This window comes from Sandaracinus amylolyticus, from assembly GCF_021631985.1.
Taxonomy (GTDB): Bacteria; Myxococcota_A; Polyangia; order Polyangiales; family Sandaracinaceae; genus Sandaracinus; species Sandaracinus amylolyticus_A.
Genome location: NZ_CP070225.1, coordinates 9,075,991 through 9,099,593, shown reverse-complemented (window position 1 = coordinate 9,099,593; position 23,603 = coordinate 9,075,991). Strand labels below are relative to the sequence as shown.

The 23,603-nt window shown below is 71.6% G+C and carries 19 protein-coding genes; 6 read left to right on the top strand and 13 right to left on the bottom strand.

What is annotated here, in order from left to right; translation table 11 throughout:
- Nucleotides 1-48: 48 nt before the first annotated feature.
- The 8 genes from I5071_RS38550 to I5071_RS38515 all read right to left on the bottom strand — a co-directional run bounded on the left by I5071_RS38550 (nt 49) and on the right by I5071_RS38515 (nt 7,671).
- Entirely contained in the window at nt 49-2,328 is a 2,280-nt protein-coding gene (locus I5071_RS38550) for a PAS domain S-box protein (protein WP_236518382.1), read from the bottom strand.
- A 108-nt stretch (nt 2,329-2,436) separates the two neighbouring features.
- Nucleotides 2,437-2,862, bottom strand: a complete 426-nt coding sequence (locus tag I5071_RS38545; protein ID WP_053237724.1) for a hypothetical protein — start codon at nt 2,860-2,862, stop codon at nt 2,437-2,439.
- 150 nt (nt 2,863-3,012) lie between these two features.
- Nucleotides 3,013-3,174: a hypothetical protein gene (locus I5071_RS38540; protein ID WP_236518381.1), complete on the bottom strand. Its 162-nt coding sequence runs from the start codon at nt 3,172-3,174 to the stop codon at nt 3,013-3,015.
- 17 nt (nt 3,175-3,191) lie between these two features.
- Nucleotides 3,192-4,916 (bottom strand): bifunctional isocitrate dehydrogenase kinase/phosphatase, encoded by a 1,725-nt coding sequence (gene aceK, locus I5071_RS38535; RefSeq protein WP_236518380.1) that lies wholly within the window; start codon nt 4,914-4,916, stop codon nt 3,192-3,194.
- Between the two features lie 45 nt (nt 4,917-4,961).
- Nucleotides 4,962-5,558 carry a macro domain-containing protein gene (locus tag I5071_RS38530; protein WP_236518379.1) on the bottom strand — a complete coding sequence of 199 codons (597 nt, stop codon included), beginning with the start codon at nt 5,556-5,558 and terminating at the stop codon, nt 4,962-4,964.
- A 2-nt stretch (nt 5,559-5,560) separates the two neighbouring features.
- Nucleotides 5,561-6,454, bottom strand: coding sequence for a hypothetical protein (locus tag I5071_RS38525; protein ID WP_236518378.1), 894 nt, complete (start codon nt 6,452-6,454; stop codon nt 5,561-5,563).
- 35 nt (nt 6,455-6,489) lie between these two features.
- Nucleotides 6,490-7,182, bottom strand: coding sequence for a hypothetical protein (locus I5071_RS38520; protein ID WP_236518377.1), 693 nt, complete (start codon nt 7,180-7,182; stop codon nt 6,490-6,492).
- Nucleotides 7,183-7,191: 9 nt separating this feature from the next.
- Nucleotides 7,192-7,671 (bottom strand): deoxycytidylate deaminase, encoded by a 480-nt coding sequence (locus I5071_RS38515; protein WP_236518376.1) that lies wholly within the window; start codon nt 7,669-7,671, stop codon nt 7,192-7,194.
- A 144-nt stretch (nt 7,672-7,815) separates the two neighbouring features.
- Between I5071_RS38515 and I5071_RS38510 the strand changes: the two genes are divergently transcribed.
- Nucleotides 7,816-9,066 carry a trypsin-like serine protease gene (locus I5071_RS38510; protein WP_236518375.1) on the top strand — a complete coding sequence of 417 codons (1,251 nt, stop codon included), beginning with the start codon at nt 7,816-7,818 and terminating at the stop codon, nt 9,064-9,066.
- A 27-nt stretch (nt 9,067-9,093) separates the two neighbouring features.
- Here I5071_RS38510 and I5071_RS38505 read toward each other — a convergent pair whose 3' ends face one another.
- Nucleotides 9,094-9,702 (bottom strand): hypothetical protein, encoded by a 609-nt coding sequence (locus I5071_RS38505; RefSeq protein ID WP_236518374.1) that lies wholly within the window; start codon nt 9,700-9,702, stop codon nt 9,094-9,096.
- A 75-nt stretch (nt 9,703-9,777) separates the two neighbouring features.
- Nucleotides 9,778-10,506: a MopE-related protein gene (locus I5071_RS38500; protein WP_236518373.1), complete on the bottom strand. Its 729-nt coding sequence runs from the start codon at nt 10,504-10,506 to the stop codon at nt 9,778-9,780.
- Between the two features lie 50 nt (nt 10,507-10,556).
- Between I5071_RS38500 and I5071_RS38495 the strand changes: the two genes are divergently transcribed.
- Together I5071_RS38495 and I5071_RS38490 are read left to right on the top strand one after the other, a co-directional pair.
- Nucleotides 10,557-14,915 carry a sigma 54-interacting transcriptional regulator gene (locus tag I5071_RS38495; protein ID WP_236518372.1) on the top strand — a complete coding sequence of 1,453 codons (4,359 nt, stop codon included), beginning with the start codon at nt 10,557-10,559 and terminating at the stop codon, nt 14,913-14,915.
- Between the two features lie 18 nt (nt 14,916-14,933).
- Nucleotides 14,934-16,082 carry a low temperature requirement protein A gene (locus I5071_RS38490; protein ID WP_236518371.1) on the top strand — a complete coding sequence of 383 codons (1,149 nt, stop codon included), beginning with the start codon at nt 14,934-14,936 and terminating at the stop codon, nt 16,080-16,082.
- A 3-nt stretch (nt 16,083-16,085) separates the two neighbouring features.
- Here I5071_RS38490 and I5071_RS38485 read toward each other — a convergent pair whose 3' ends face one another.
- Both I5071_RS38485 and I5071_RS38480 read right to left on the bottom strand, forming a co-directional pair.
- Nucleotides 16,086-17,339 (bottom strand): MFS transporter, encoded by a 1,254-nt coding sequence (locus I5071_RS38485; protein ID WP_236518370.1) that lies wholly within the window; start codon nt 17,337-17,339, stop codon nt 16,086-16,088.
- An 82-nt stretch (nt 17,340-17,421) separates the two neighbouring features.
- On the bottom strand, nt 17,422-19,302 hold the full coding sequence (locus I5071_RS38480; protein ID WP_236518369.1) for a hypothetical protein: 1,881 nt from the start codon (nt 19,300-19,302) through the stop codon (nt 17,422-17,424).
- 461 nt (nt 19,303-19,763) lie between these two features.
- Between I5071_RS38480 and I5071_RS38475 the strand changes: the two genes are divergently transcribed.
- Nucleotides 19,764-21,965, top strand: a complete 2,202-nt coding sequence (locus I5071_RS38475) for an alkaline phosphatase D family protein (RefSeq protein ID WP_236518368.1) — start codon at nt 19,764-19,766, stop codon at nt 21,963-21,965.
- 48 nt (nt 21,966-22,013) lie between these two features.
- Here I5071_RS38475 and I5071_RS38470 read toward each other — a convergent pair whose 3' ends face one another.
- Nucleotides 22,014-22,535: a hypothetical protein gene (locus I5071_RS38470; protein WP_236518367.1), complete on the bottom strand. Its 522-nt coding sequence runs from the start codon at nt 22,533-22,535 to the stop codon at nt 22,014-22,016.
- A gap of 342 nt (nt 22,536-22,877) precedes the next feature.
- On the opposite strand from I5071_RS38470, the gene I5071_RS38465 reads away from it, so the two are divergent.
- The gene (locus I5071_RS38465) at nt 22,878-23,093 is read left to right on the top strand and encodes a hypothetical protein (RefSeq protein WP_236518366.1); all 216 of its coding nucleotides are present in this window, start codon (nt 22,878-22,880) and stop codon (nt 23,091-23,093) included.
- On the top strand, nt 23,090-23,602 hold the full coding sequence (locus I5071_RS38460) for a hypothetical protein (RefSeq protein ID WP_236518365.1): 513 nt from the start codon (nt 23,090-23,092) through the stop codon (nt 23,600-23,602). The genes I5071_RS38465 and I5071_RS38460 overlap by 4 nt, the downstream gene beginning before the upstream one ends.
- Nucleotide 23,603: the final 1 nt, after the last annotated feature.

Here is a 23,603-nt window from a genome sequence, read left to right as displayed (position 1 = left end):
GTGCGCCGCTCACATCGCCCCGCGATCTCCGGCGACAAGGGCGTGAATTCACGCGAGCGGCAAGACGAGGCGGAACGTCGTCCCGCGCTCCACGCTCGACTCGACGTCGACCGTGCCGCCGTGGGCGATCGCGATCTCGCGCACGATGAAGAGGCCGAGCCCCACGCCCGCGCCCGCGCGCTGGGCGCGCTTGAACGGCTCGAAGAGCGTGTCGCGGATCGCGCTCGGGATCGGGGCCCCCGCGTTCCACACCGTGAGCACCGCGTGACCCTCCTGCGCGACGGCTGCGAGTCGCACCGGCTGGTGGGGATCGCCGTGCTGGATCGCGTTCACGAGGAGGTTCGTGATCGCCTGCTGCACGCGCGCCGGGTCCCACAGGCCGCGCAGCGGCGCGCAGTCCGCGACCTCGATCGGCGAGCGCGGATGGGCCTGACGGGTCTCGGCCACGACCTCGTCGAGCAGCGCGCAGAGCTCGACCGGCTGGGTCGTGATCGGCACCGCGACCCCGGCGCGCGCGCGCTCGTAGTCGAGCAGGTCGTGGATCAGCGCGCGCATCGAGTCCGCGCTGCGGTGGATGCGCGCGAGGAGCGTCGCGTCGGCGCCGCTCAGCGCGCCCTTTCGCTCGAGCAGGTAGGTCGCGGAGAGGATCGCGCCGAGCGGATTGCGCAGGTCGTGGCTCACGATGCCGACGAAGCGCTCGCGCTGCTCCGCGGCCTGCTCGCGCGCCCGCTCGAGCGCCTTGCGCGACTCGATGTCCTCCACGAGCGCGATCGCGATCGCGCGCTCCTCGCCCTCGGCGCGGAACGCGGCGAGCACCGCGCGCACGCACACCTCCGTGCCGTCCTTCCTCACGAAGCGCGTCTCGTGCTCGACGCTCGGACGCTGGCCGTGGAGCACCTCGTCGATCGCCGCGCCACACGCGGTGCGCGCCTGCATGCCCGCGAGCTCGGCGAGCGCGCGCCCGCGCAGCTCGTCCTCGCCGAACCCGGTGATCGAGCAGAGCCGCGGGTTGCAGTGGGTCATCGCGCCGGTCGCGGGATCGAGCTCGGCGATGCCGATCGGCGCGAGCGCGAAGAGGTCGCGGAGCCGCTGCTCGCGGGCTGCGAGCGCACGCTCGATGCGCTTGCGCTGCGTGATGTCGGTCGCGATCGCCGCGGTCGCGAAGGTGTGCTGCTCCGCATCCCGGACCGGAAAACGCGAGACCAGGAACGTCGTTCCGTCGGGCGCGATCTCCTCGCGGTCGATCGCGCGATCGGCCTTCACCACCTCGAGGTCGTGCTCCCGGAGTCGCTTCCCGAGCTCGCCGCCGACGATCTCCAGGTCGTCGCGCCCGATGAGCGGCTGGCCGCTGGGCGCGAGCAGCGCCGCGAAGCGCGTGTTCGTGAGCAGGTAGCGACCATCGAGATCCTTGACCGCGACGAGCGCGGGCGAGTGATCGATCAGCCCCTGGAGCAGCTCGCGGCTCTTGCGCAGCTCCTGCTCGTGGCGCCAGCGCTCGGTCACGTCGCGCGTGACCTTCGAGAACCCGCACACCACGCCCTCGGTGTCGTAGAGCGCGGTGAGCGTGACCTCGGCGAAGAAGCGCGAGCCGTCCTTGCGCACCCGCCAGCCCGCGTCCTTCGCCGCGCCTTCGCGGGTCGCGCGGTCGAGCAGCTGCCGCGGTCGTCCCTCGGCGCGCGCCTCGGGCGGGTAGAACACCTCGACGCTCTGCCCGACGCTCTCGTCGGCGCGGTAGCCCGTGATGCGCTCGGCGCCGATGTTCCACGTGCGGATGCGCCCGCTCGCGTCGAGCATGATGATCGCGTGGTCCGCGACGCTGGTGACGATGCGCCGGTACGCCGCTTCGCTCTCGGCGAGCGCGGAGCGCGCTTCCTGCTCGAACGAGCGCGCCGCGACCGCCATCGCTTCGTCGATCGCGGTGTGCACGAGCTGGATGACGTCGACCTCGACGCCGCGTGACTGCGCGTGCAGGAAGTCGACGATCGTCGAGCGGAACACCGACAGCTCGCGCACCACTTCGTCGAGCGCGTAGCCCTCGCGAAAGCGCTGGACCGCGTGGGCCTCGGCGTGCGCGCCGTGCCACACCGTGCGGCCGATGGCCTCGGCCGGAACGTTCGTGACCTCGCTCGCCCGGAGCGCTCCGACCAGGTCCGCCACGAGCCGCGGCATGTGATCGACGAGGTGCGGCTGCGGTAGGTCACGTGCGGGGCCGGTCACCGCGGGGCCCGTGCGCACACGCCGCGTCCACTCCTCGACGAGCGCGTCGCGCGAGCGCTCGAGGAGCGTCGCGGCCTCGGCGCTTCGGAGCCGACTCTCGGCGGCGGACACGCGACGACCATCGCGAGCCCCGTGCCAGAGAACGAGACGCGAGCAGCGCGCCTCGCCCGCTCTCGATTCGCACGAGAGCGAGGGGCGCGCTGCTCGCGCGAGAAGCGATCAGCCCGCGGCGAAGAGGATCGACGCGAGGATCATCCACACGCCGACGCCGATCGCGACCAGGCCCATCGTGCCCTGGAAGGGCGCGAGCTTCGCGATCGTCTGGTCCATCTTCGCCTGCGCCGTCGCGTCCTTGATGAACGTCTTCAGGACGCCCACCCCGAGCAACAGGCCGAGCGCCACCGAGAGCAGCGAGTCGGCGAGGAAGGTGAACCAGTAGATCGGGAACGTCGTCATCCAGCCGATGTTCAGCACGCTGCTGATGACGCCCCACACACCCCACAGCGCCGAGATGGCGCCGATCCAACCCTGATAGGGCGCGAGCTTCGCGATCGCGTCCTTGGCGTCGGGTCGACGCGCGATGATCAAGCTCGCCGCACCGAGCACGCCGAGCACCACGAGCCACAGACCGTTCACGATTCCCATCTCGAGCCTCCTCGTCAGCGCAGCCGTCCGTCTACGCGAGCGGGCCCACTCTGAGCAAGCCCGACGCCAGGGATATCGCGCGAATTCATTGACGAATTTGGCGAGCAAACTCCGCGCGGAGAGCAAGAGTTGCGTGCACGAAGGGCGCGATCAGCGTGCGCGGACGGCTTCGACGAGCCTCCAGAACGCTTCGTCACGAGGCTCGGGCGGCAGAGCGCAGAGCGACTCGACCTCGATCTCGTATCGCCCGCGCGAGCGGTCGCGGATCGTGCCGGTGAGCGCAAGGAGCAGAAGCGTCGCGCGCGCGCGCATCGTGCGCCGAGCTTCGATCACCCGAAGCGTCGCGAGAACCGCAGCTGCTCGGGGTACGGGAAGATGTCGGCCTGCTCGCCGCGACGGCAGCGATCCTGCGCTGCGATCCAGAACGCGGGATCCATGAGGTCGCCGTGCAGCTCCATGAAGATGTCGCGCTGCTTCGGGTCGGCGAACAGGAACGTCGGGAACTGCTCGGGGAAGACGTCGTGGGGGCCCACCGAGAACCACGGGTCGGCGCTCATCTCGTCGTCGTAGTCGCGCGCCTTGGGGATGCGGCGGAACTTGAAGTCGGTGAGATAGCCGATCTCGTCGTAGTCGTAGAACACGACGCGTCCGAAGCGCGTGATGCCGAAGTTCTTGAGCAGCAGATCGCCCGCGAAGATGTTCGCGCTCGCGAGCTCCTTGATCGCGTTGCCGTACTCGCGGATCGCGCCGCGCGTGCGCTGCTCGTCGCTCTTCTGCAGGAAGAGATCGAGCGGCACGAGGCGCTTCTCGATGTAGAGGTGCTTCACGATCAGCTGGTCGCCCTCGATGCGGATCATCGAGCTCGCGACGCTCTTCAGCTCCGCGAGCAGCTCGGGCTCGAAGCGATCGAGCGGGAACGCGACGTGCGAGTACTCGAGCGAGTCCGCCATGCGCCCCACACGATCGTGGTGCTTCACGAGCAGGTAGCGATCCTCGACCTTCGCGCGATCGACGTCCTTCGGGGGCGGGAACCAGTCGCGGATCACCTTGAAGACGTAGGGGAACGAAGGGAGCGTGAAGACCGCCATGACCATGCCCTTCGTGCCCGGCGCGACCGTGAAGCGATCGGTCGAGTGCTTCAGGTGCAGCATCATGTCGCGATAGAAGAGCGTCTTGCCCTGCTTCTGCAGCCCGACGAGCGTGTAGATCTCGGAGCGCGGCTTGCGCGGCAGCATCGACGAGACGAACTGCACGAACGCGGCGGGCACCTCCATGTCGACCATGCAGTAGGCGCGCGCGAGCGAGAACACGCGGCCGATGTCCTGCGGCGAGAGCAGGAGCGCATCGAGGAACATCGCGCCCTGCTCGTCCTTCAGGATCGGCACGACGAACGGGTACTCGCGGTAGCCGTTGCGCGCGCGACCGCAGAGATAGGCCGCCTTGTTGCGGAAGAAGAGCGACGAGAGGACCTGGATCTGGAAGTCGACGTCGCTCGTCCACGGTCCGCCGAAGTGCTCGGCGACCGCGCGCTCGAGGCGCTCGAGATCGCGCTCGAGGTCCTGCCACTGGCCGCGCAGATCGTACGAGAGCACCACGTCGCGCAGCGCGCCGCGCAGGCCCTCGCCGCGATCGTAGAACGAGCGGTAGTCGGGCTCGCCGCCGGTGAGGTACTCGGTCGAGATCGCGGGGCGCCAGAAGATGTACTCGTTGCGGTAATAGCGGCGATCGAGCACGCGACAGGCGACCGAGTTGAAGAAGGTCTCGGCGCACTCGGGCTGGCGGTGCTCGTAGAGGAGCTGGAAGTAGGCCTGCTTCACGTGCGGCCACACGAGCTCCTCGACCGTCGCGAGCGGGAAGCGATCGGAGACGAGCTCCACCGCCTCGCGCACGCGCTGATCGTAGAAGTGGATGCGGGTGCGCCCGGCCTCGCGCGCGGCGGCCCAGTCGGCGCGCTCGAAGCGATCCTTCGCGGCGGCGCTGATGTCGCGGAAGAGGCGGTAGTGCTTGTCGAAGCCGCGGAGGATCTCCGCGGCGATCTGCTCGGCCAGCTTCATCGGTGCCGCGAAGTGTACGTAAACGCGGCGCGAGCGCGCGCGCGATCAGCTGGTGCGAAGCGCGCGATGGATCGCGTGGATGCGGTCGAACGAAGGAATGCGCGCCGGCTCGAGCACCTGACGATGCGCCATGCGCATCTGCACCGCGCAGCGCTCGGGGTCCATCGCGCCGATGCCGGTGCCGAGACCGGGGCAGAGCAGCGTGCGGATCGGTCGCGCGGGCGACGCTTCGTTGTGGGCGCGCACCGCGAGCAGGATCGCGCGGAACGCGACGTAGGCGTTCACCGTCTGGGCAACGCTCTCGGGCACACGCATCGTCGGCGCGGCGACCAGCCAGGGCCAGCGATCGTGGCCGGTCTCCACGATCTCGGCGGAGCCGACGTGGAGCTCTCCGTGGTGTCGCTCGACGATGCGCGCCTGGAGCGCGCGCTCCACGTGGAACCCGAGCCGGTCGCGGATCGCGCGATCGATGCCGCCGTCCATGACGCCGAAGCTGTTGGCGGGGCTGACCATCGCGTCCGCGTCGTGCGCGAAGAAGTCGCCGGCCGCGACGTGCACTCCGTCGACGTCCTCGAACGCACGCTGCCATGCGTGCACGAGCGGCGCGTGGTGATCGACCAGCAGGATCGTGCTCGGGAGCATGGTCAGGGCACGTCGAGGCGGTTGCCGCAGGTATCGGTCGCGGGATCGCCATCGCAATTCGGCGCGACGCACGTGGGCTCACCGGCGCAGCCCGCGCCGCCACACTGGTCGCAGCAGATGGTCCCGCCACCGCAGCGGGCGCGGTCGTGGCAGGTCTCGCCGGGGTTGCGCTCGAAGCAGCGCGAGCCCTCGACACAGCCGCGCAGCGAGTCGAACACCTCGGTCACGCCGGGGCAGTGACAGGCCATCGCGGCGCACGCGAGCTCGGAGCGCAGACCGCACTGCGAGTGCGCGCAGAAGGGGCCCCACTCGCCGCCGCTGCTGCGGCAGAGCACGTCGGACGGCGGGGGATCGACCTCGGGGCAGCCGGTGATCACGCAGCCCACGCCGGGCTCGAAGGCACGCTCGCCGCCGCAGTTGCAGGCCGGCATGCCGATCAAGCAGGCCGCGGGCGGCGGGAACCCGCACTCGAAGTGGCCGCACTCCAGGGCCCACCACATCCACTCGCCGCCGGTCGCCTCGCAGAGCGCTGCGTCGCAGGACGCGTGCGCGGCCTGGCACTCGTCCTGCGAGCGGAAGCCGCGATCGCAGTCGGTGCCTTCGCAGGTGCCGCAGTCGACCGGAAAGCACGAGTCGCCGTTCCAGTGCCAGCTCGGCAGCCCGTCGCACACGATGTCGACGCACACCGCCTGGCGCGCGTCGGCGGGCTCGCACGAGCCGCGCGGACCGGCGTCGAAGATCAGCGAGGAGTCGGGCCCGATCTGCGCGTCGTGGAGGAGGAGCGCCGCGTCGCCTGGGCCTCCATCGCGCTCGCCGGGCGCGCGGGCGTGCGAGTCCGCGCAGCCGATCAGACCGATCGCGACGAGGTGTGCCAGAGCGAGACGCGAGAAGCGCATGGTGGTGCGCTGAGCATACCGAGTGCCACGCGCGTTCAGATCGGGTCGCGGTACACAGTCCCCACGGGGACGCGAAACGTGCGAGCGCGCAGCACGCCGCCGGCGGGCGCGGCACGATCCTCGATGATCGTGAGCGTCAGCTCGGAGCCCGTGCCCTCGCAGGCGAACGCGATCCCGACCGTGGTCTCGCCCTCGGGGTCGTCGAAGAGCTGACAGTCGCGCCCGTCGAGCGCGACCTCGAACGCACCCCCGCTCGGACCGAGCACCGGCTCGGAGAGCTCGACCTCGCCGTCGACGTAGTCGCGCTCCCGGTTGCTGGAGAACGTGCGGAGGCCCGGCGACGAGCCGGGTCGGAACCGCACCGCCCATATCCCGTCCTCGAGCTCGACCGCGCCGCCCGACTCCTGCACCGGGCGCGTGGTGCGCGCGATCGCGCGGATCGCGTACCAACGATCGAGCGAGGGCTCACCGAGGAACGAGAGCGTGTACGTCTCCGAGCGCATCAGCCCCGAGCGCTCGACCTCGTGCGCCACCGGCTCGAGCTCGGGCCACGTGACGATCTCGAATTCGAACGTGTCGGGCTCGTCGGCGGACACGCCGATCGCCACCTGCGGCCCGGTCGCGGTCCAACCGTCTCCGGTGTGCAACACGATGGAGTCGCGCGTCGGTGGTCCGATCGGCTCCCGACATCCGACCAGGAGGATCACGAGCGCGACGACCGAGCGCACGGCTCGAGCCTACACCGTGCCGAGGCGGGGATCCTTCGGGCCCGGGGCGACCTGCACCTCGACGCCGTGGGCCTTGAGGTAGTCGACGCCGTTCTCGCCCGCGTAGCCGCCCTCGACGATCAGCACGCGCGCGATGCCCGCGTGGTGGATCATCTTCGCGCACATCAGGCAGGGCTCGCCGGTCACGATCAGCCACGCGCCGCGGCACGCGACGCCGCTCGCCGCGGCGTTGCACACCACGTTCATCTCGGCGTGATGGCAGCCGACCTCCATGCGGGTGCCCGACTTCACCTGGAGCGTGTCGCGCAGGCACTCGCTGCCGCCGCAGAGCTCGCCCCCGCCTCGCGGGCCGCCGTTGTAGCCGTCCATCAAGACGACGTTGCGCTCGGGGTCGAGCAGCAGCGCGCCGAACTTGCGGCGCGGACAGTTGCTCGCGTTCGCGAGCGCGAGGCACTGCTCGATGCGGATGCGGATGTGCTTGTCCTTCATCGCTCTCCCGGCGCCGGCACATTAGGGCCCGGTCACGAACAAGTCGATCGGCGAAAAGCGCGCGATGCAGTGGCGCGCCGGGCCCGAACGGACGTGAGGTCGATCATTGGAGCGAGGACCGCGGCGCCAGCATCCTCGCCGGCCATGCGCCGGCCGGTCTCGATTCTCCTCCTCGTGCTCGCGGGCTGCTCCAACGGCACCGACGATCCACCCGCGGCGGTCGACGCAGGCGGCGTGCAGGCGCCGGACGCGAGGACGCCCGACGGCAACGACAGCGGGCCTCCGGGCATGTGCGACGAGCGCCTCGTGCCGCTCGTCTACAACGGGACGCGCGAGCCGACCGCGATGCCGCTGACGCCCGGGCAGATCCTCGCGATCGGCTCGTGGGACGGCTGCAGCGGCACGTTCATCACCGACGAGTGGGTGCTCACCGCCGAGCACTGCGGGATCCGCTCCGGGCGCTCGTTCTGCGTCGGGACCGATCCGCGCAATCCCGACGTGTGCTTCACCGCGGCGGAGGTGCGGAACCACCCGAGCCAGGACATGACGCTGGTGCGCATGGACGCCCCCGCGTCGTCGCGCATCGCCGAGCTCGAGCCGATCGCGATCAACACGACGATGCTCGACGAGAGCTGGATCGGCCGCACTGCGGAGGCCGCGGGCTACGGCCAGCAGGAGGACGGATCGAGCGGCGAGCGCGAGTTCACCGCGGAGCCGATCGTGGCGTTCGAGAGCCCGCAGTTCCTGGTGATCGACGGGATGGGCGAGCGCGGCGTCTGCTTCGGCGACTCGGGCGGCCCGGTGATGATCGTCGCCGACGACGGCAGCGTGCGGGTCGCGGGTGATCTCAGCTACGGCGATCCCAACTGCCTGGGCCAGGATCGCTACTCGCGCACCGATCTCGCGGTCGAGTGGATCGAGTCGTTCACCGGCCCGACCAACGGGAGCACCGACTGCGCAACGCTCGGCAACGAGGGCCGCTGCGTGGGCGAGACCGCGGTGTGGTGCGACGGCGAGACGCCGCAGAGCCAGCGCTGCGACGAGTGCGGCTGGGACGCCGCCGCCGGCGGCTATCGCTGCATCACCGGCGCCGATCCGTGCGAGGGCCTCGACGAAGGGGGCGCGTGCGCGGGCGCCGTGGCGCGCTGGTGCGATCGCGGCGTGGTGCGGCAGCGTGACTGCGCGACGTGCGACGACGGGACCTGCGGGCGCGTCGACGGGCGCGCCACCTGCGTGGACGATCCCTGCGAAGGCGTCGACTACCTCGGTCGGTGCGACGGAGACGTCGCGGTGTGGTGCCACGAGGGCGCGATGCTGCGCACCCGCGACTGCGCGGCGGAAGGCCTGCGCTGCGAGTACGTGAACGACCGGATCGGCTACTTCTGCGCGCGCTGATCGTTCCGGAACGGTCGTTCAAGAACGTCAGAGGCAGTCGTCGACGATGCCGTTGCAGTCGTCGTCGATCTCGTTGCCGCAGATGTCGGCGGCCGCGCAGCCGCCCGCTCGGCACACGCCGCCGACGCACACCTCGCCACCGCCGCAGTCCTCGGGGCCGTCGCACGGCGCCCCCGGTGCGCACTCGCGCGAGGCGAGCATCTCGTCGTTGGGCGCGCAGTCGACGAGGTCGGGCGAGCCGTCGCCGTCGGTGTCGGGGCCGGGCTCGATCGACATCACCGCGGTGCCGCCCGAGCTCACGAGCGCAGCGATGAACGTGCCGCCCCCCATCGCCTCGACCTGCTCGAGATAGAGCGTGTCCGTGAGCGTGCCCGGCAGCGTCGCGTCGAACGCGCCCGAGGGAGTCACCGCGACCTCGATGCGCCCGCCGCGCTCGGCGGTCGTGAGGTTCGTGATGCGCAGGCGCATCTCGCCCGGATGGATCGCGCCGTCGGTGCCGGTCACCGTCAGCTGTTCCGGCTGCGACTCACGGATCGTGATCGCTTCGGGATTCGCCGAAGGTGGATCGGGCAGCGGAGTCGCGACGCAGCCCGCGATCACGAGCAGCCACGCGAGCGGGACGAGACGGGCGATCATCCGGAGTCTCCATCAGGACGGCGCGCCGCCCGAGCACGAGCGGCGCGCACGAATCACGTCACGAGGTCTTCGCGTTCAGGGGGCGCAGCCGTCGTCCACGATGCCGTTGCAGTCGTCGTCGATCTCGTTGCCGCAGAGCTCCGCCGCCACACACGCGCCCGGCTCCTCGCTCGAGCAGCCATCGTCCACGATCCCGTTGCAGTCGTCATCGATCTCGTTGCCGCAGAGCTCCGCCGCCACGCACGCGCCCGGCTCCTCGCTCGCGCAGCCGTCGTCCACGATGCCGTTGCAGTCGTCGTCGAGCTCGTTGCCGCAGAGCTCCGCCGCCACGCACGCGCCCGGCTCCTCGCTCGCGCAGCCGTCGTCCACGATGCCGTTGCAGTCGTCGTCGATCTCGTTGCCGCAGAGCTCGGCCTGCACGCACACCTCGGTGGCGACGCAGATGCCGTCGTCGCACTCGCTGCCCTCGGGGCAGTCGTCGGTCGCGGCGCAGTCGAGGATCGGCGGGAGCGCGGCGCACGCGCCGGCGACGCACGCTTGCTCGGCCGGGCAGTCGGCGTCGCTCGCGCAGGGTCCGTCGCCCTCGACGTAACACGCGTGGTCGAGGCACACGGCGATCGACGGGCAGTCGCTCTCGCCGCAGGTCGGCAGGCAGAGGCCGTCCTCGCAGGTCTCGCCGGCGGCGCAGGCGCCTTCGGAGCTGCACGCGGTGACCGCGTAGCGGGCCGCGTCGGACGGCTCGGGGGCGCTGCACGCGACGATGGCGAGAGCGGTCAGGACGGGGGCGATTCGAAGCAGGCTCAAGCGGACCTCCTGGGTTGGCCGCTCCTTCTACAAGTCGCGCGCCAGCGGGAATGCCCGCTAATTCGCGCGATTTTGGATGCGAAACAGTATCCGATACAGTTTCGTGTTGCGTGACTGATTCGATTTTTCCGCTCGTCTCCGCCCGCTTCGGTCCACTCCCGGGCGACGGGGTCGCGGTGGTGGGGGACGCGCTCGGCGGTCCGACCGTGATCGCCAAGGTCGCGCGCGCGGCCGCGGCGCGGATGGCGCTGGAGCGCGAGATCGCGATCACGCTGCGGCTCCGCGATCGGGCGCTCCGACGGGTGCGAGCGGTCGCGCGCGATCGCGAGCGCACCACCGCGATCCTCGAGCGCGTCGAGGGTGTGACCATCGACGTGCACCTGACGCGCGCGCCCGACGACGCGACGCGCGTCGTGATCGCGCTGCTCGGCACGCTCGCGCGGCTCCACGCGGCGGGGATCGCGCACGGCGACCTCAAGCCCGAGCACGTGCTCGTCGAGGACGACGGCACGGTGCGGGTGATCGACCTCGGGCTCGCGACGCCGCTCGGTGCGATCGCGCGCGGAGGCACGCACGGCTACCTCGCGCCCGACCTGCTCGAGGGGGCGCCGGTGTCGGTCGCCTCGGATCTGTTCGCGTTGGGCGCGACCCTCCGCGAGCTCGCGCTTCCTCCGACGATCCGCGCGATCGTGGACGCGTGCCTGGATCGCGATGCGGCACGTCGGCCGAGCTCGGCCGGCGCAGCGATCGCGGCGCTGGGCGGGATCGCGGGAGCGGGATCGACCGAGCTCGAGGCGAGCCCGCTCGATCGGGTGCGCTGCGACGAGGGCTCGATCGTGCTGGTGCGCGCGGCGCACGGGAGCGGGCGCACCGCGCTCGTGCACGCATGGGTCGACGAGCGCGTCGGGTCGGGCCGCGCGATCGTCGACGTCGACGCAGCGTGGCGCTCCGATCCCTGGCTCGCGCTGGCGCGCGCGTCGCGGGTCGACGTGGACGATCCGGCGCGGCGCGCCGGGATCGTCGCGGTGCGGATCGGCGCGCCGATGGTGATCGACGATGCCGATGCGCTCGACGACGACGTGCGGGCCTCGGTGGTGGCGGCGGCCCGGGCGATCGCGATCGCGCAGCGTGGAGCGCTGGTGCTCGTGGGGATCGACGACGCGCTCGCGCGGGAGCTCGTGCCGCTCGGCGCACGTGAGGTCCACGTCGATCCGTTGGACGAGCGGGCGATCGCGCGGGTGTTGTCGCGCGAGGGCGCGCGCGCCGACGCCGCGACGATCGTGGAGGTGCACGCCGCGACCGGCGGGCGCGCGGGAGACGTGGCGCGATGGGCGCGCGATCTCGCGCGTCATCCCGAGGCGCGGCCGCGCGATCGTGTCCCGGCACCACAGCGAGACGAGGACGAAACGCTCGACCTCGGTGCCGCGGAGCGCGCGCTGGTGCGCGGACAGCCGCGGCGCGCCGCGGCGATCGTGCGCGCGGTCGCACCCGGGATCGACGACGCGCCGCGCGCGAGCCCCGCGTGGGCGCGGATCCTCGCGCGCGCCGAGATCGACGCCGGCAGGCTGAGCGACGGCGCGGCGATCCTCGATGCGCTCGATCCCGACGATCCCGGGATCGCGCTCGATCACGCACGGGTGCTCGAGCGGCTGGGACGACATCGCGAGGCGCGTGATCGCGCGGGCACTGCGATGATCGACCTCGCGCTGCGGGCACGCGCTGCGGTGATCGCGGCGACGAGCACGCTCGCGCTGGGCGATCCGACCGAGGCCGATCGGATCGCCGACGGTGCGCTGGGCGACGCGTCCGATCCTGCGATCCGCGCGCGCCTCGCCGCGCTGCGCAGCGACGCCGCGCTGCGACTCGGTGACGCGACGAGCGCGCTCGAGCACGCCGCGCTCGCCGAGCGCGAGGCGCGCGCGTCGGGCGATCCGGGCGCCATCGCGCACGCGATCGCGCGCTCTGCATCGGCCTACGCGCTCTCCGGAGATCCCCACCGCGCGCGCGATCGGGCGGTGCTCGCGCTCTCCGAGGCCGAGCGCGCCGGTGACGTCGCCGCGCTCCCGCCGTACGTGATGAACGTCGCGACGACGGAGCACGCGCTCGGCGAGATCGCCGACGCGATCACGCGTTACGAACGCGCGGCCGAGCTCGCGCTGCGCCTCGGGCGTCTGGGATCGCGCGCTGCGGCGCTCACCAACCTCGCGGGTCTCTTCGCGCTCGCGGGCGCCGACGCCGATGCCGAGCGGGTGCTCTCCGCGGCGCGCGACGCGGCCGAGCGCGCCGGCGCGGCGATCCACGTCGGGCAGACGATCCTGATCGACGCCGAGGTGATCGCGCACCGCGATCCGGCGCGGGCCCGAGAGCGAGCGCGCGAAGCGCAGCGCGCGTTCGATGGGTGCGGCGCGGCGCGCCAGGCGCTCGAGGCGCGATTGCTCGAGAGCGAGCTCGGCGAGCTCGACGCGGCGCTCGCCTTCACGCGAGCGCACGAGAGCGCGCTCCACGATGCCGGCCTCGGCGCGCGCGCCGCGCTGGTGGTGGCGCGGGCGCAGCTCGCGCGGGGCGCGCTCGACGAGGCACGCCGCGCCGCCGAGCGCGCGATCGGCGACGCGAAGAGCCAAGGCGATCGCGATCTCGAGGCGCGGGCGCTGGCGATCGCCGCCGCGATCCACGATCGGCTGGGCACCGGCGCGGGCGAGGCGCTGCGCACCCGCGCGCGCGAGGCGATCGGCGAGCTCGCAGCGCGTTTCCCGGCGGGCCTTCGCGAGCGCTTCCTCGCGACGCCGGAGCGCGCAGCGATCGTGCGCGCGCCCCAGCCCGCGGCCACGACACCGGCGCGGCTCGGCGAGCCGGTGCGCCGCATGATCGCGCTCCTCGGTCGCGTGCTGCTCGAGCCCGACGAGCAGCGCGTGCTCCAGGTCGCGCTCGACGAAGCGGTCGCGACCACCGGCGGCGAGCGCGCCTTCCTCCTGCTGCGCCGCTCGAAGGAGAAGCGACCCGAGGTCGCGATCGCGCGCAACCTCGATCGCGACACGATCCAGAAGAGCCGCTTCCGGTTCTCGCGCAGCGTCGCCGAGCGCGTGCTCGCGACCGGCGAGCCGCTGGTCACCGCGAGCGCGAGCGACGATCCCGAGCTCCGCGGCGCGCGCAGCGTGCTCGATCTCGGGCTGCGCTCGATCCTCTGCGTGCCGGTGCGGGCGCCGCAGGGCGTGATCGGCGCGCTCTATCTCGATCATCGCTTCGAGACCGCGCGCTTCGGCGACGCGGATCGCGAGATGGCGCAGGCGCTCGCCGACGTGATCGGCCTCGCGCTCGAGAACGCGCGCCTGCACCGCGAAGCGCGGGCGCGCACGCAGGATCTCGCGCGCGCCCACGAGGCGCTGCGGATCGAGAGCGAGCGCAAGGATGCCGAGCTCGAGCGACTGACCGAGGCCCTGGCGCGCGGCGGCGCGCCGCTCGAGGAGCACGGCATCGTGGGCAGCGCGCGATCGCTGCGCGCCGCGCTCGACGTCGCGCGCCGGGTCGCGCCGAGCACGCTCCCGGTGCTGATCGAAGGCGAGTCGGGCACCGGCAAGGAGCTCTTCGCGCGCTTCGTGCACGATCGCAGCACCCGCGCCGGCCGGCCCTTCGTCGCGATCAACTGCGGCGCGCTGCCCGAGGCGCTGATCGAGAGCGAGCTCTTCGGCCACGTGCGCGGCTCGTTCACCGGCGCGCTCCGCGATCACCCCGGCGTGTTCCGCGCCGCCGACGGCGGCACCCTGATGCTCGACGAGATCGGAGAGCTCCCGCTTCGCATGCAGACGCGATTGCTGCGGGTGCTCCAGGAGCGCGAGGTGCATCCGATCGGCGCGCCTTCGGCGAGCCCGATCGACGTGCGCATCGTCGCCGCGACCAACCGCGATCTCGAGGCCGAGGTGGAGGCCGGTCGCTTCCGTCGCGATCTCTTCTTCCGGTTGAACGGCGTGCGGCTGCGGCTCCCGTCGCTGCGCGAGCGGCTCGAGGACGTGCCCGCGCTGGCCGAGGCTTCGCTCGCGAAGATCGCGAACGAGCCCGGCATGCGCAGGGTCACGCTGGGCCGCAGCGCGATCGCGGCGCTCGTCGCGCACGCGTGGCCGGGCAACGTGCGCGAGCTCGAGCAGGCGCTCCGTCGCGCGGTCGCGATCGCCGACGACGACGAGCTCGGCGCGCAACACTTCGAGCTCGGCGGGCGCGGAGGACCGGCGCGCGCCGACGCGCACCGCGAGCTCGATCGCGCAATGGTCGAGCGAGCGCTGCGGAGCGCGAACGGGAACCGCACCGCGGCGGCGCGCGCGCTCGGGATCAGCAGGGTGACGATCCACCGCCACATCGAGCGCCTCGGCATCGACGTGCCGGCGCGGCCCGGAAGGCCGCGCTCGCGCGGCGAATGAGCGCGATACTCTCGCGCCGTGTCCCACGAGGCCTCGCTCCACGAGCCGATGCAGGCGCGCGATCCCCACGAGCCACATCGGGTCGCCACGCCGCTCGAGCTGCTCTTCGATCTCTGCTTCGTCGTCGCGATCGCACAGGCCGCGGCGCGCCTGCACCACGACCTCGCGGAGGCGCACGTCGGGCACGCGCTCGCCGGATACGCGATGGTGTTCTTCGCGATCTGGTGGGCGTGGGTGAACTTCACGTGGTTCGCGTCGGCGTACGACACCGACGACGTGGCCTATCGCCTGGCGACATTCACGCAGATCGCGGGCGTGCTGGTGCTCGCGGCCGGCGTCCCGCGCGCGTTCGATCAGGGCGACTTCATGATCGTCGTGGTCGGCTACGTGATCATGCGGATCGCGCTGGTCGCGCAGTGGCTGCGCGCTGCGCGATCCGATCCCGAGCGTCGCGCGACGGCGCTCACCTACGCGACAGGCGTCGTCCTCTGCCAGATCGGCTGGATCGCGATCCAATTCACGCCGCAGCCGCTCCCGGTGATCGGCTGGGTGGTGCTCGCGGCGTGCGAGCTCGCGGTCCCGGTGGTGGCGGAGCGGCGAGGCGAGACTCCGTGGCACGCGCACCATATCGCCGAGCGGCACGGGCTCCTCACGCTGATCGTGCTGGGCGAGTCGGTGCTCGCGACGATCAACGCGATCCAGTCGGCGCTCGCGGACGAGCACGCGTTCGCCACGCTCTGGCCGATCGTCGTCGGCGGTCTGCTCACGATCATCTCGATGTGGTGGCTCTACTTCGAGCGCGCGGTCGTCGCGTCCAGCCGGGACTCGTTCCGCTGGGGCTACGGGCACTACCTGGTGTTCGCATCCGCGGCGGCGGTCGGCGCGGGGCTCGCGGTCGGCGTCGATGCGACGGTCGGACACGCGCACGTCGGCGCGCTCGGCGCGGGGCTCGCGGTGTCGGTGCCGGTCGCGCTCTTCGTGCTCGCGACGTGGGCGATCCAACTGCGCGCCCACGAGCACGGAGCGCTCGAGCGCGCGACGTGCCCGGTCTGCGTGCTGCTCGTGCTCGGGTGCGCGCTCACCCCGTGGCCCGCGCTCGCGATCGGCATCGTGCTCGCCGCGACGGTCGCGCTGCGGATCGCGATCGCCGCGCGCCGCGCAGACTGAGCCTCAGCGCGGCGCGCCTTCGTTCGCCATCGGGTCGGACACCGCGCGCTCGCGCCGCGCGAGCCACACGAACGGCAGCGCGAGCGCCTGGATCGCCGCGCCGATCGCGTACGACGTCGGATAGCTCCAGACGTCCGCGGCGCGACCGAGCGCAGGTTGGATCACGATTCCTCCGCTCGAGCCCAGCAGCGAGTCGAGCGAGAGCAACGTGGCCCTTCGCTCGGGCTCGACGAGGCCGTTCAAGTACGCCTGGCGAATCGGCGTCATCACCGCGAACACCAGCGCCCAGAGGACGAGCAGCACGAGCACTGCCGCGAAGCTCTGCACGAAGCCGATGGCCACGAGCACCAGCGTGCTGACGAGCGTGCCGATCAGCAGCACCGAGGTCCGCCGCCGGAACGAGCGGCCGAGCAGCGGCACCGCGAACCCGCCCGCGATCTGTGCACCGGCGACGATCGCGGCGGCGAGCCCGGCGATCCCGAACGCGTGCGGGTCGCCCCACAGCTCGAGCAGATACGGCTGCATCGCGTAGAACGCGTAGAACGACACGCCCGACGTGAACGGCGCGGCGAGCATGATCCAACGCACCGGCGGCGCGCCGAAGCCGTCGCGGATCGACGACACGAGCACGCGCCGGACCTCGCGCAGCGGATGATCGCCGGCGCGCGGCGTGAACCCCACGTCGCGCATCATCACGAACGCGCATCCGAACGCGATCGCGAGCACGGCGGCGCGGAGCACGTAGGGCACGCCGAGGTCGGTCGCCTGCGCGATCGCGCCGCCCGCGACCGATCCTCCGAGCATCGCGATGCCCTCGACGATCTCGCCGCGCGCGAACACCGGATCGAGCTCGCCGGTGTAGCCGCTCGAGCGGAGCGCATCGACCAACCACGCCTCGACCGCGCCCGAGAAGAACGTGAATCCGAGCCCGAGGAGCACCGACGCGACGCCCCACGCCCAGAAGGGCGCCGAGATCTGCCACATCACGAGATAGAGCAGCGTCGAGATCGTGAGCGTCAGCGTGCCGAGCAGGTATGACGTCCGCCGTCCTCGGGTGTCGGCCACCACGCCGGTGGGCACCTCGAAGAGCACCATGCCCGCGGTGAAGCACGCGTTGGCGCCGAACGCCTCGCCGTTGCTCAGTCCCGCGTCGAGCAAGAAGAGCGTGTTGATCCCCCAGACCAGCGACGCGGCGAGCGTGTGGAGCAGGAGGAGCAGCAGATAGACGCGCTGGATCGCGCGCGACGCGTCGTTCACGTCGCGACATAGGCGCGCTTCGAACACTGGTGAGATCGGCTCGCCCGCCGGTCCTTGCGGGACCGAGCACTCTGGCAAGGGCTCAGCGCGAGAAGTCGCAGATCCCGCCTTCGCAGGCCTCGGGCACGACGACGCTCGCTTCGCCCGCCCACGCCGACTCCACGAACCCGATGATCTGCGCGCGCGCCGCGGCCGCGGCCGGCGTGTCCTCCGCCGCGAAGCCGTGGATGTCGAGCGCGTCGGTGCCCGGGACGCGGTACTGCGTGATCGCGCTCGCGCCCGCGATCGTCGTCGCGCCCTGGAGCCCCGCGATCGGCACGATGGGCTCGCCGATCATCGTCGCATCGAGGACGCGCGCCGCCATCTCGCTGCCGGCGTTGGGCAGCACCGGGTCACCGATGCTCTCCTGCAGCAGCGCGACGATCGGATGCGGCCCGTGGATCTCGTCGACCCACGACGCGCCGTCGCACTCGTCGAGCTGCGTCTGCGCGATCGCGACGACGAGCGGCACGTTCAGCTCGCCGCCGTTCGCGATCGAGATGAGGCCGCGGATGTACCCGAACTGCAGCGCATCGCGCACCCACGTGGCCCAGCCCGCGCCGCCGACGTTGAGCACCGCGTGGCTCACGTCGGCGTTCGACGCGGTGAACACCAGGCCCATCGTGCCGCCGAGCGATCCACCGACCCAGATCGGCACCGAGTCGTCGGGACGACGGCCGACGTGCGGGTTCGGCATCCCGCCGAGCTGCTCCGCGGCGAGCGCGTCACCGAGGATCGTGCTCGCCGAGCGACGGATCGCCGACGCGTCCGCGACCGCCTGCACCAGGCCCGCCGACGCCGCGCTCGAGCCCTGCGCCATCTCCGCGAGATCGAGGAACGTCTCGATCACGGTCGTGTCGGTCCAGCGATAGAACTCGATGCCGATCTTCGCCGCGCCCGCCTCGGCGATCGCGTCGTCGAAGTTCGCGTCGCGCACGCTGCCGCCGGTGCCGTGCCCGTACATCAGCATGCGGTAGTCGCCCTCGCCGCGCGGGATCACGACGCGGAACGGCGCTTCGCGAGTGCCCATCGCGAGCGGCTCGCCCTCGTCGTCGGCGCTGAGCCCGACCTCGGTCAGATAATTCGGCAGCCCGACGAGGCGTCCCATCACGACGCTCGCGACCGGGCCCTCGGCGCGGTGCTCGACCTCGTCGATCGCGACCTCGACGTCGGCCCCGTCGACCGCGGCGATCGCGGCCTCGCGCATCCCGCGCAGACGACGCAGCGGGTCCTCGGCGGAGCGCGTCGTGAAGTCCCACGCGCGCAGCACGTGCTCGGGATCGATGCCCGCCTGCTCGATCACCACGCGCGTCGGCGCGTGATAGCCGGCGAGCGCGGCCTCCTCCTCGGTGTGCGCGGGCTCGAGCGCGAGCGCGACGCGCATCGTGCGGTCCTGATCGAGCTCCGCGCCGCGCTCGTCGCGGAGGCCATCGGTGATCACGACGACGTAGTCGGTCGCCGCGTCGAGCGGCGCGAGCGGGTGCGCGACCACGAGCGACGCATCGTTCGTCTCGGGCAGGTACGTCTCGATGCGCAGCGGGATCTCGGTCGCGTCCTGCGCGGCGAAAAGGTGCACCTCGCCCTCGGTGGTCGCGGGATCGACGTGCACCGGGAACCCCGCGACGAGCGTGCTCACGCGCGAGAACCCGTCGGCGCGAGCGAGCACGCTGCCGTCGTCGCGCGAGTTCAGCTGCGCGATGTCGACTGCGAGGCGCAGCCCGGTCTCGGTGCTCGGATCGGCGACGGTGAACGCGTTGCTCGGCCACGGCATCAGGCAGTGCGTCGCGTCGATCTCGTCGCAGGTTCGCGAGAGCGGCGTGCGATCGCCGATCGCACGATCGGGCGCGGTGAAGATCGGTGGCTCGCTCTCGCACGCAGCGAGGACGATCGACGTGAAGAGGAGCGAAGAAGCGAAACGGCGCATCGCGCACCGAGGATCGCCGCACCCGACGAGCAGCGTAAAGAGGCGCGCGTTTCACTCGGTGCGCGAGCACACCGCGTCCGCGATCGCGCACGAATAGGCCGGTGCGGCCATAGGCGCAGGGCACGACTCCTCGCACGTCTCGAGCCCCGCGTTCGCCATCCAGCCCTGCGGATCGCCCGGACCGGCTCGCTCACGAACGTGCCCCAGCGCGCGCGGTCGGCGACGATGCGCGCCCACAACGTGCGCCCTTCGATCGCATGTCCGTCCTCGACGGCCACGACGCGACAGGAGGAGAGATCCGCCGCGGTCACGCACCGTCGCTCGAGCGTCGCGCCGGAAAGCGACCACGGCGCGCGCGACTCTCCGCTCGTCGTGGAGCGCGACGATCGGGACGAGGTTGCGCATCGCGCCTCGAGAGTACGTCGCGTAGGCTGCGTCCCCAACTCGTGGAGGAAGCACGAATGGGGATGCCGCCGATCGGTCGACGAAGGTTCCTGAAGACGGTCGTGGTGAGCGCGGGCGCGGTGACGCTCGGAGGATCGCTCTCGGGATGTGGTGACGACGGAGGCGACGGCGATCCCTCGGGCACGTTCCCTCAGTCGATCGCGTCGGGTGATCCCCGCGCCGATGCGATCGTCCTGTGGACGCGCGTGACGCCGGCCGATGCGAGCGTCGATGCGCCGCTCACGCTCGAGCTCGCGCTCGACGAGCGCTTCTCGATGCTCGTGTCGCTCTCGACCGCGGAGCTCACCGCGGAGGCCGCGCACGATCACTGCGTGCGCGTGAAGGTCGACGGCCTCGAGGCGGGCACTCGCTACTACTACCGCTTCGTGCACGAGGGCACGCGCTCGCGCGTCGGTCGCTTCAAGACCGCCCCAGCGCGCGACGCCGACGTGCCGGTGCGCTTCGCGATCGTCAGCTGCCAGGACTACGTCGGTCGCTTCTACAACTCGTACCTGCCGCTGCTCGACGCGGAGAACGACGAGCTCGACTTCGTCGTGCACCTCGGCGACTACATCTACGAGACCACCGGCGATCCGAGCTTCATGAGCGCCTCGGCGGAGCGCGCGGTCGCGTTCACCGACACCGAGGGCGCGATCGCGCTCGAGGAGGACGGCGAGACGTTCTACGCAGCGCGCTCGGTCTCGAACTACCGCGAGCTCTACAAGACGTACCGCGGCGATCCCGTGCTGCAGCGCGTGCACGAGCGCTTCCCGTTCATCGTCACCTGGGACGATCACGAGTTCGCCGACGACTCGTGGCAGGACGTCGCGACGCGCAGCGGCGGGCGCGAGGACGAGCGCGATGCCGAGCATCGCCGCAACGCCGAGCAGGCGTTCCTCGAGTTCCATCCGATCGCGCGCGACATCGCGGGCGAGGACGCGGCGGGCTCGCTCGTGGGCAGCGCGACCGAGAGCCTCTTCCCCGACAACCGCATCTACCGCGACCTGCGCTTCGGGCGTCACCTGCACCTCGTGGTCGGCGACTACCGCAGCTACCGCCCCGATCATCCGATCGCCGAGCACGCGTGGCCGGGCACGGTCGTGATGAGCGAGGATCACGTGCGCGCGGTGCTGACGACGCGCGAGACCGAAGGGCGCCTGCCCGAAGGACAGACCGCCGACACCGCGTTCGAGATGGGCGGTTACCGTCCCTACGTCGATCTCACCGACGCGACCTACGAGGACTACAAGACCGCGCTCGTGACCGTGCTGACCGGCGCGTACATGGCGGGCGGCGCGCCCGCCGAGCGCGCGACGACGCTCGCGACGGAGGCGACCGCGGGCGCGGCGGACGTCGAGGTGATCAACGCGACGCTGAGAGCCGCCGGCGTGATGATCCCCGCGATCGAGATCACCGATCGCATGCCGCTCGGTGTGTCGTACGCGTCGTTCGGCAAGAGCGGGCTCTTCGGGTCGATCGGCGCGCGTTATCTCGTCGTCGCGAAGTACTACGATCTGTGGGCCGAGCACCGCGCGCCGGGCGCGCCGCATCCGCTCGGCGACGCGCAGCTGTCGTTCCTCCGCGAGGCGATCGACGCGAACGACGACGCGACGTGGACCGTGCTCGGATCGAGCGTCTCGTTCTCGCCGCTGATCCTCGACGTGTCGAGCTTCGCGGCGCAGCTCCCCGAGGGCTTCCCCGCCGAGCAGTTCTATCTGAACGTCGATCACTGGGACGGCTTCCCGATCGAGAAGGAAGCGCTGCTCCGCGACGTGCTGCGCCCCCGCAACGCGCTGGTGATCTCGGGGGACATCCACTCCGCGTTCGTCACCGATCACCAGGGCGAGGGCGGTCGCGCGATCGAGCTCACCACGCCCGGCATCAGCAGCGGGAACTTCCGCGAGCTCCTCTACGGCAGCGCGCAGCAGCTCGCGAGCCTCGCGGGCAACCCGGTGGTCGAGACGGTGCTCAACGCGCTCGACTTCCTGATGCAGACCGCGCGCCCCCAGCTCGTGCACTCGCGCACCGACGTGAACGGGCTGATCGTCGCGCAGCTCGACGCGTCGGGGCTCGACGCGACGCTGATGCAGCTGCCCCCCGAGGTCGTGCGCGAGAGCTTCTACGACCGTGCGGAGGAGCTCGCGTCGCAGTGGCAGATCGCGCGTTATCGCGTGGCGCGCACCGCCGAGGGGAACGGCCCGATCGAGCCGGTGACCTGATCGCTCCGTGCGCGAGCGCGGGCCGATGCGCCCGCGCTCGCGCGCTGCTCACTCGAAGGTGCGTGCGATCTCGCGCGCGTCGTCCTCGCGCAGCAGCTCCGCATAGAAGACGCCCTCGAGCGCGGTGTCGAACGAGAGCAGCATCAGCGAGGTCACGTAGAGCAGGAGCGAGTAGAGCGTCACGACCAGCGCCGCCACGCCTCCGGTCGCGGTCGAGCCCACGACGAGCATCGGGACGTTCGCGAGGCCGTAGACGACGAGCGCGATCACCATCCACATCGCGCGGGTACGCGCCATCGAGCTCCGATGACCGCGCAGGAGCTCGACGCTGCGCGAGAGCGCCGCGACGGGTCCGCCGCCCTCGTGGAACGCGACCGGCCCCGACACGCCGAGGAACGCTCGCACGACGAGCATCGCGACGAGGCCGACCGCGTAGAGCGCGCCCACCGCGAGCACCGCGAGCACGAGCGACGCGGTCCCCGCCTCCTGCGTGCTCGAGACCAGGAGCACGAGGACGACGCTCGCCGGCACGATCGCGACGACCGCGTCCACGACGAGGCGCGCGAGCATCGTCGGCGCGACCACCCCGACGCGCGCGAACCCCGCGTTGAACGCGTCGCTCGGGCTGATCGGCGAGGACCAGGAACCCGGCGTTCCAGCGCAGGTGCGCGGAGAAGGTTCGGCGGAACGAGTCGAACGTCGCGAGCAAGACGTCGACGGCGGAGATTGGTCGCATCACGCGAAGCTCGCACGCGCGCCCTCGCGCGTCGACGATCGACAAGTGCCCGCAGTCATTCGAGAAAGGCGCGCATGGCGGCGTAGGTGCGGACAGGTGTGGACGCGACGGTCACGAAACAGTCTCGAAAGAATCTGTTGACGGTCTGAGACTGAACTATCGATACTGATCCTCGCATGGGGGCACGACTGCAGGCCATCGTCGACCGCGTGCGGACCGAGTCGAAGGGACTCCCGAACGTGGATCTCGCGCGACTGAATCTGAAGGTGGGCCGACCCCTCTCGCGCCAGGCCGCCGAGCTGCCGGACGACCCGACGCTGGTGGCATTGGCCGAGAGCATCGCCCGGGAGATCCTCTCGGAGAGCGGTGGACGAGGAGGCGGACGAGGATGAGCGAGCCGGTGTTCGATCGCGAGAACGGCACCATCGTGATCGGAGGCTCGCGCCTCGTCTTCCACTGCCATCACTACAACGTGTTCCTGCAGCGCTCGCTCGAGGACGCCCTCGGCGATCGCGCGGTGAGCATCCAGCGACGCGCGGCGAGCGAAGCGGCGCGCACCATGCTCGAGCGTCTCTTCGCCCAGGCGCCGAGCGAGACGTTCGCGGCGCGCATGACGCGCGCGGCGAGCCTCTTCGCGACGCTCGGCTTCGGTCGCGCGGACGTGAGCGAGGTGACGCCGATGGGCGGCCTCGTGACCATCTCGCCCTCGCACTACGCGGTGGGCTGGATCGCGAAGTTCGGGCCTTCGACGCGGCCGGTCGATCACTTCGCGACCGGCTTCTTCCGCGGCGCGCTCACCGCGGCCGCGGGCCTCGCGCCCGAGCGCGTCGATGCCGAGCAGCGCGCGTGCGCGAGCATGCGCGAGGGTGGAGCGACCGAGATCCTCCTGAAGGTGCGTTGAG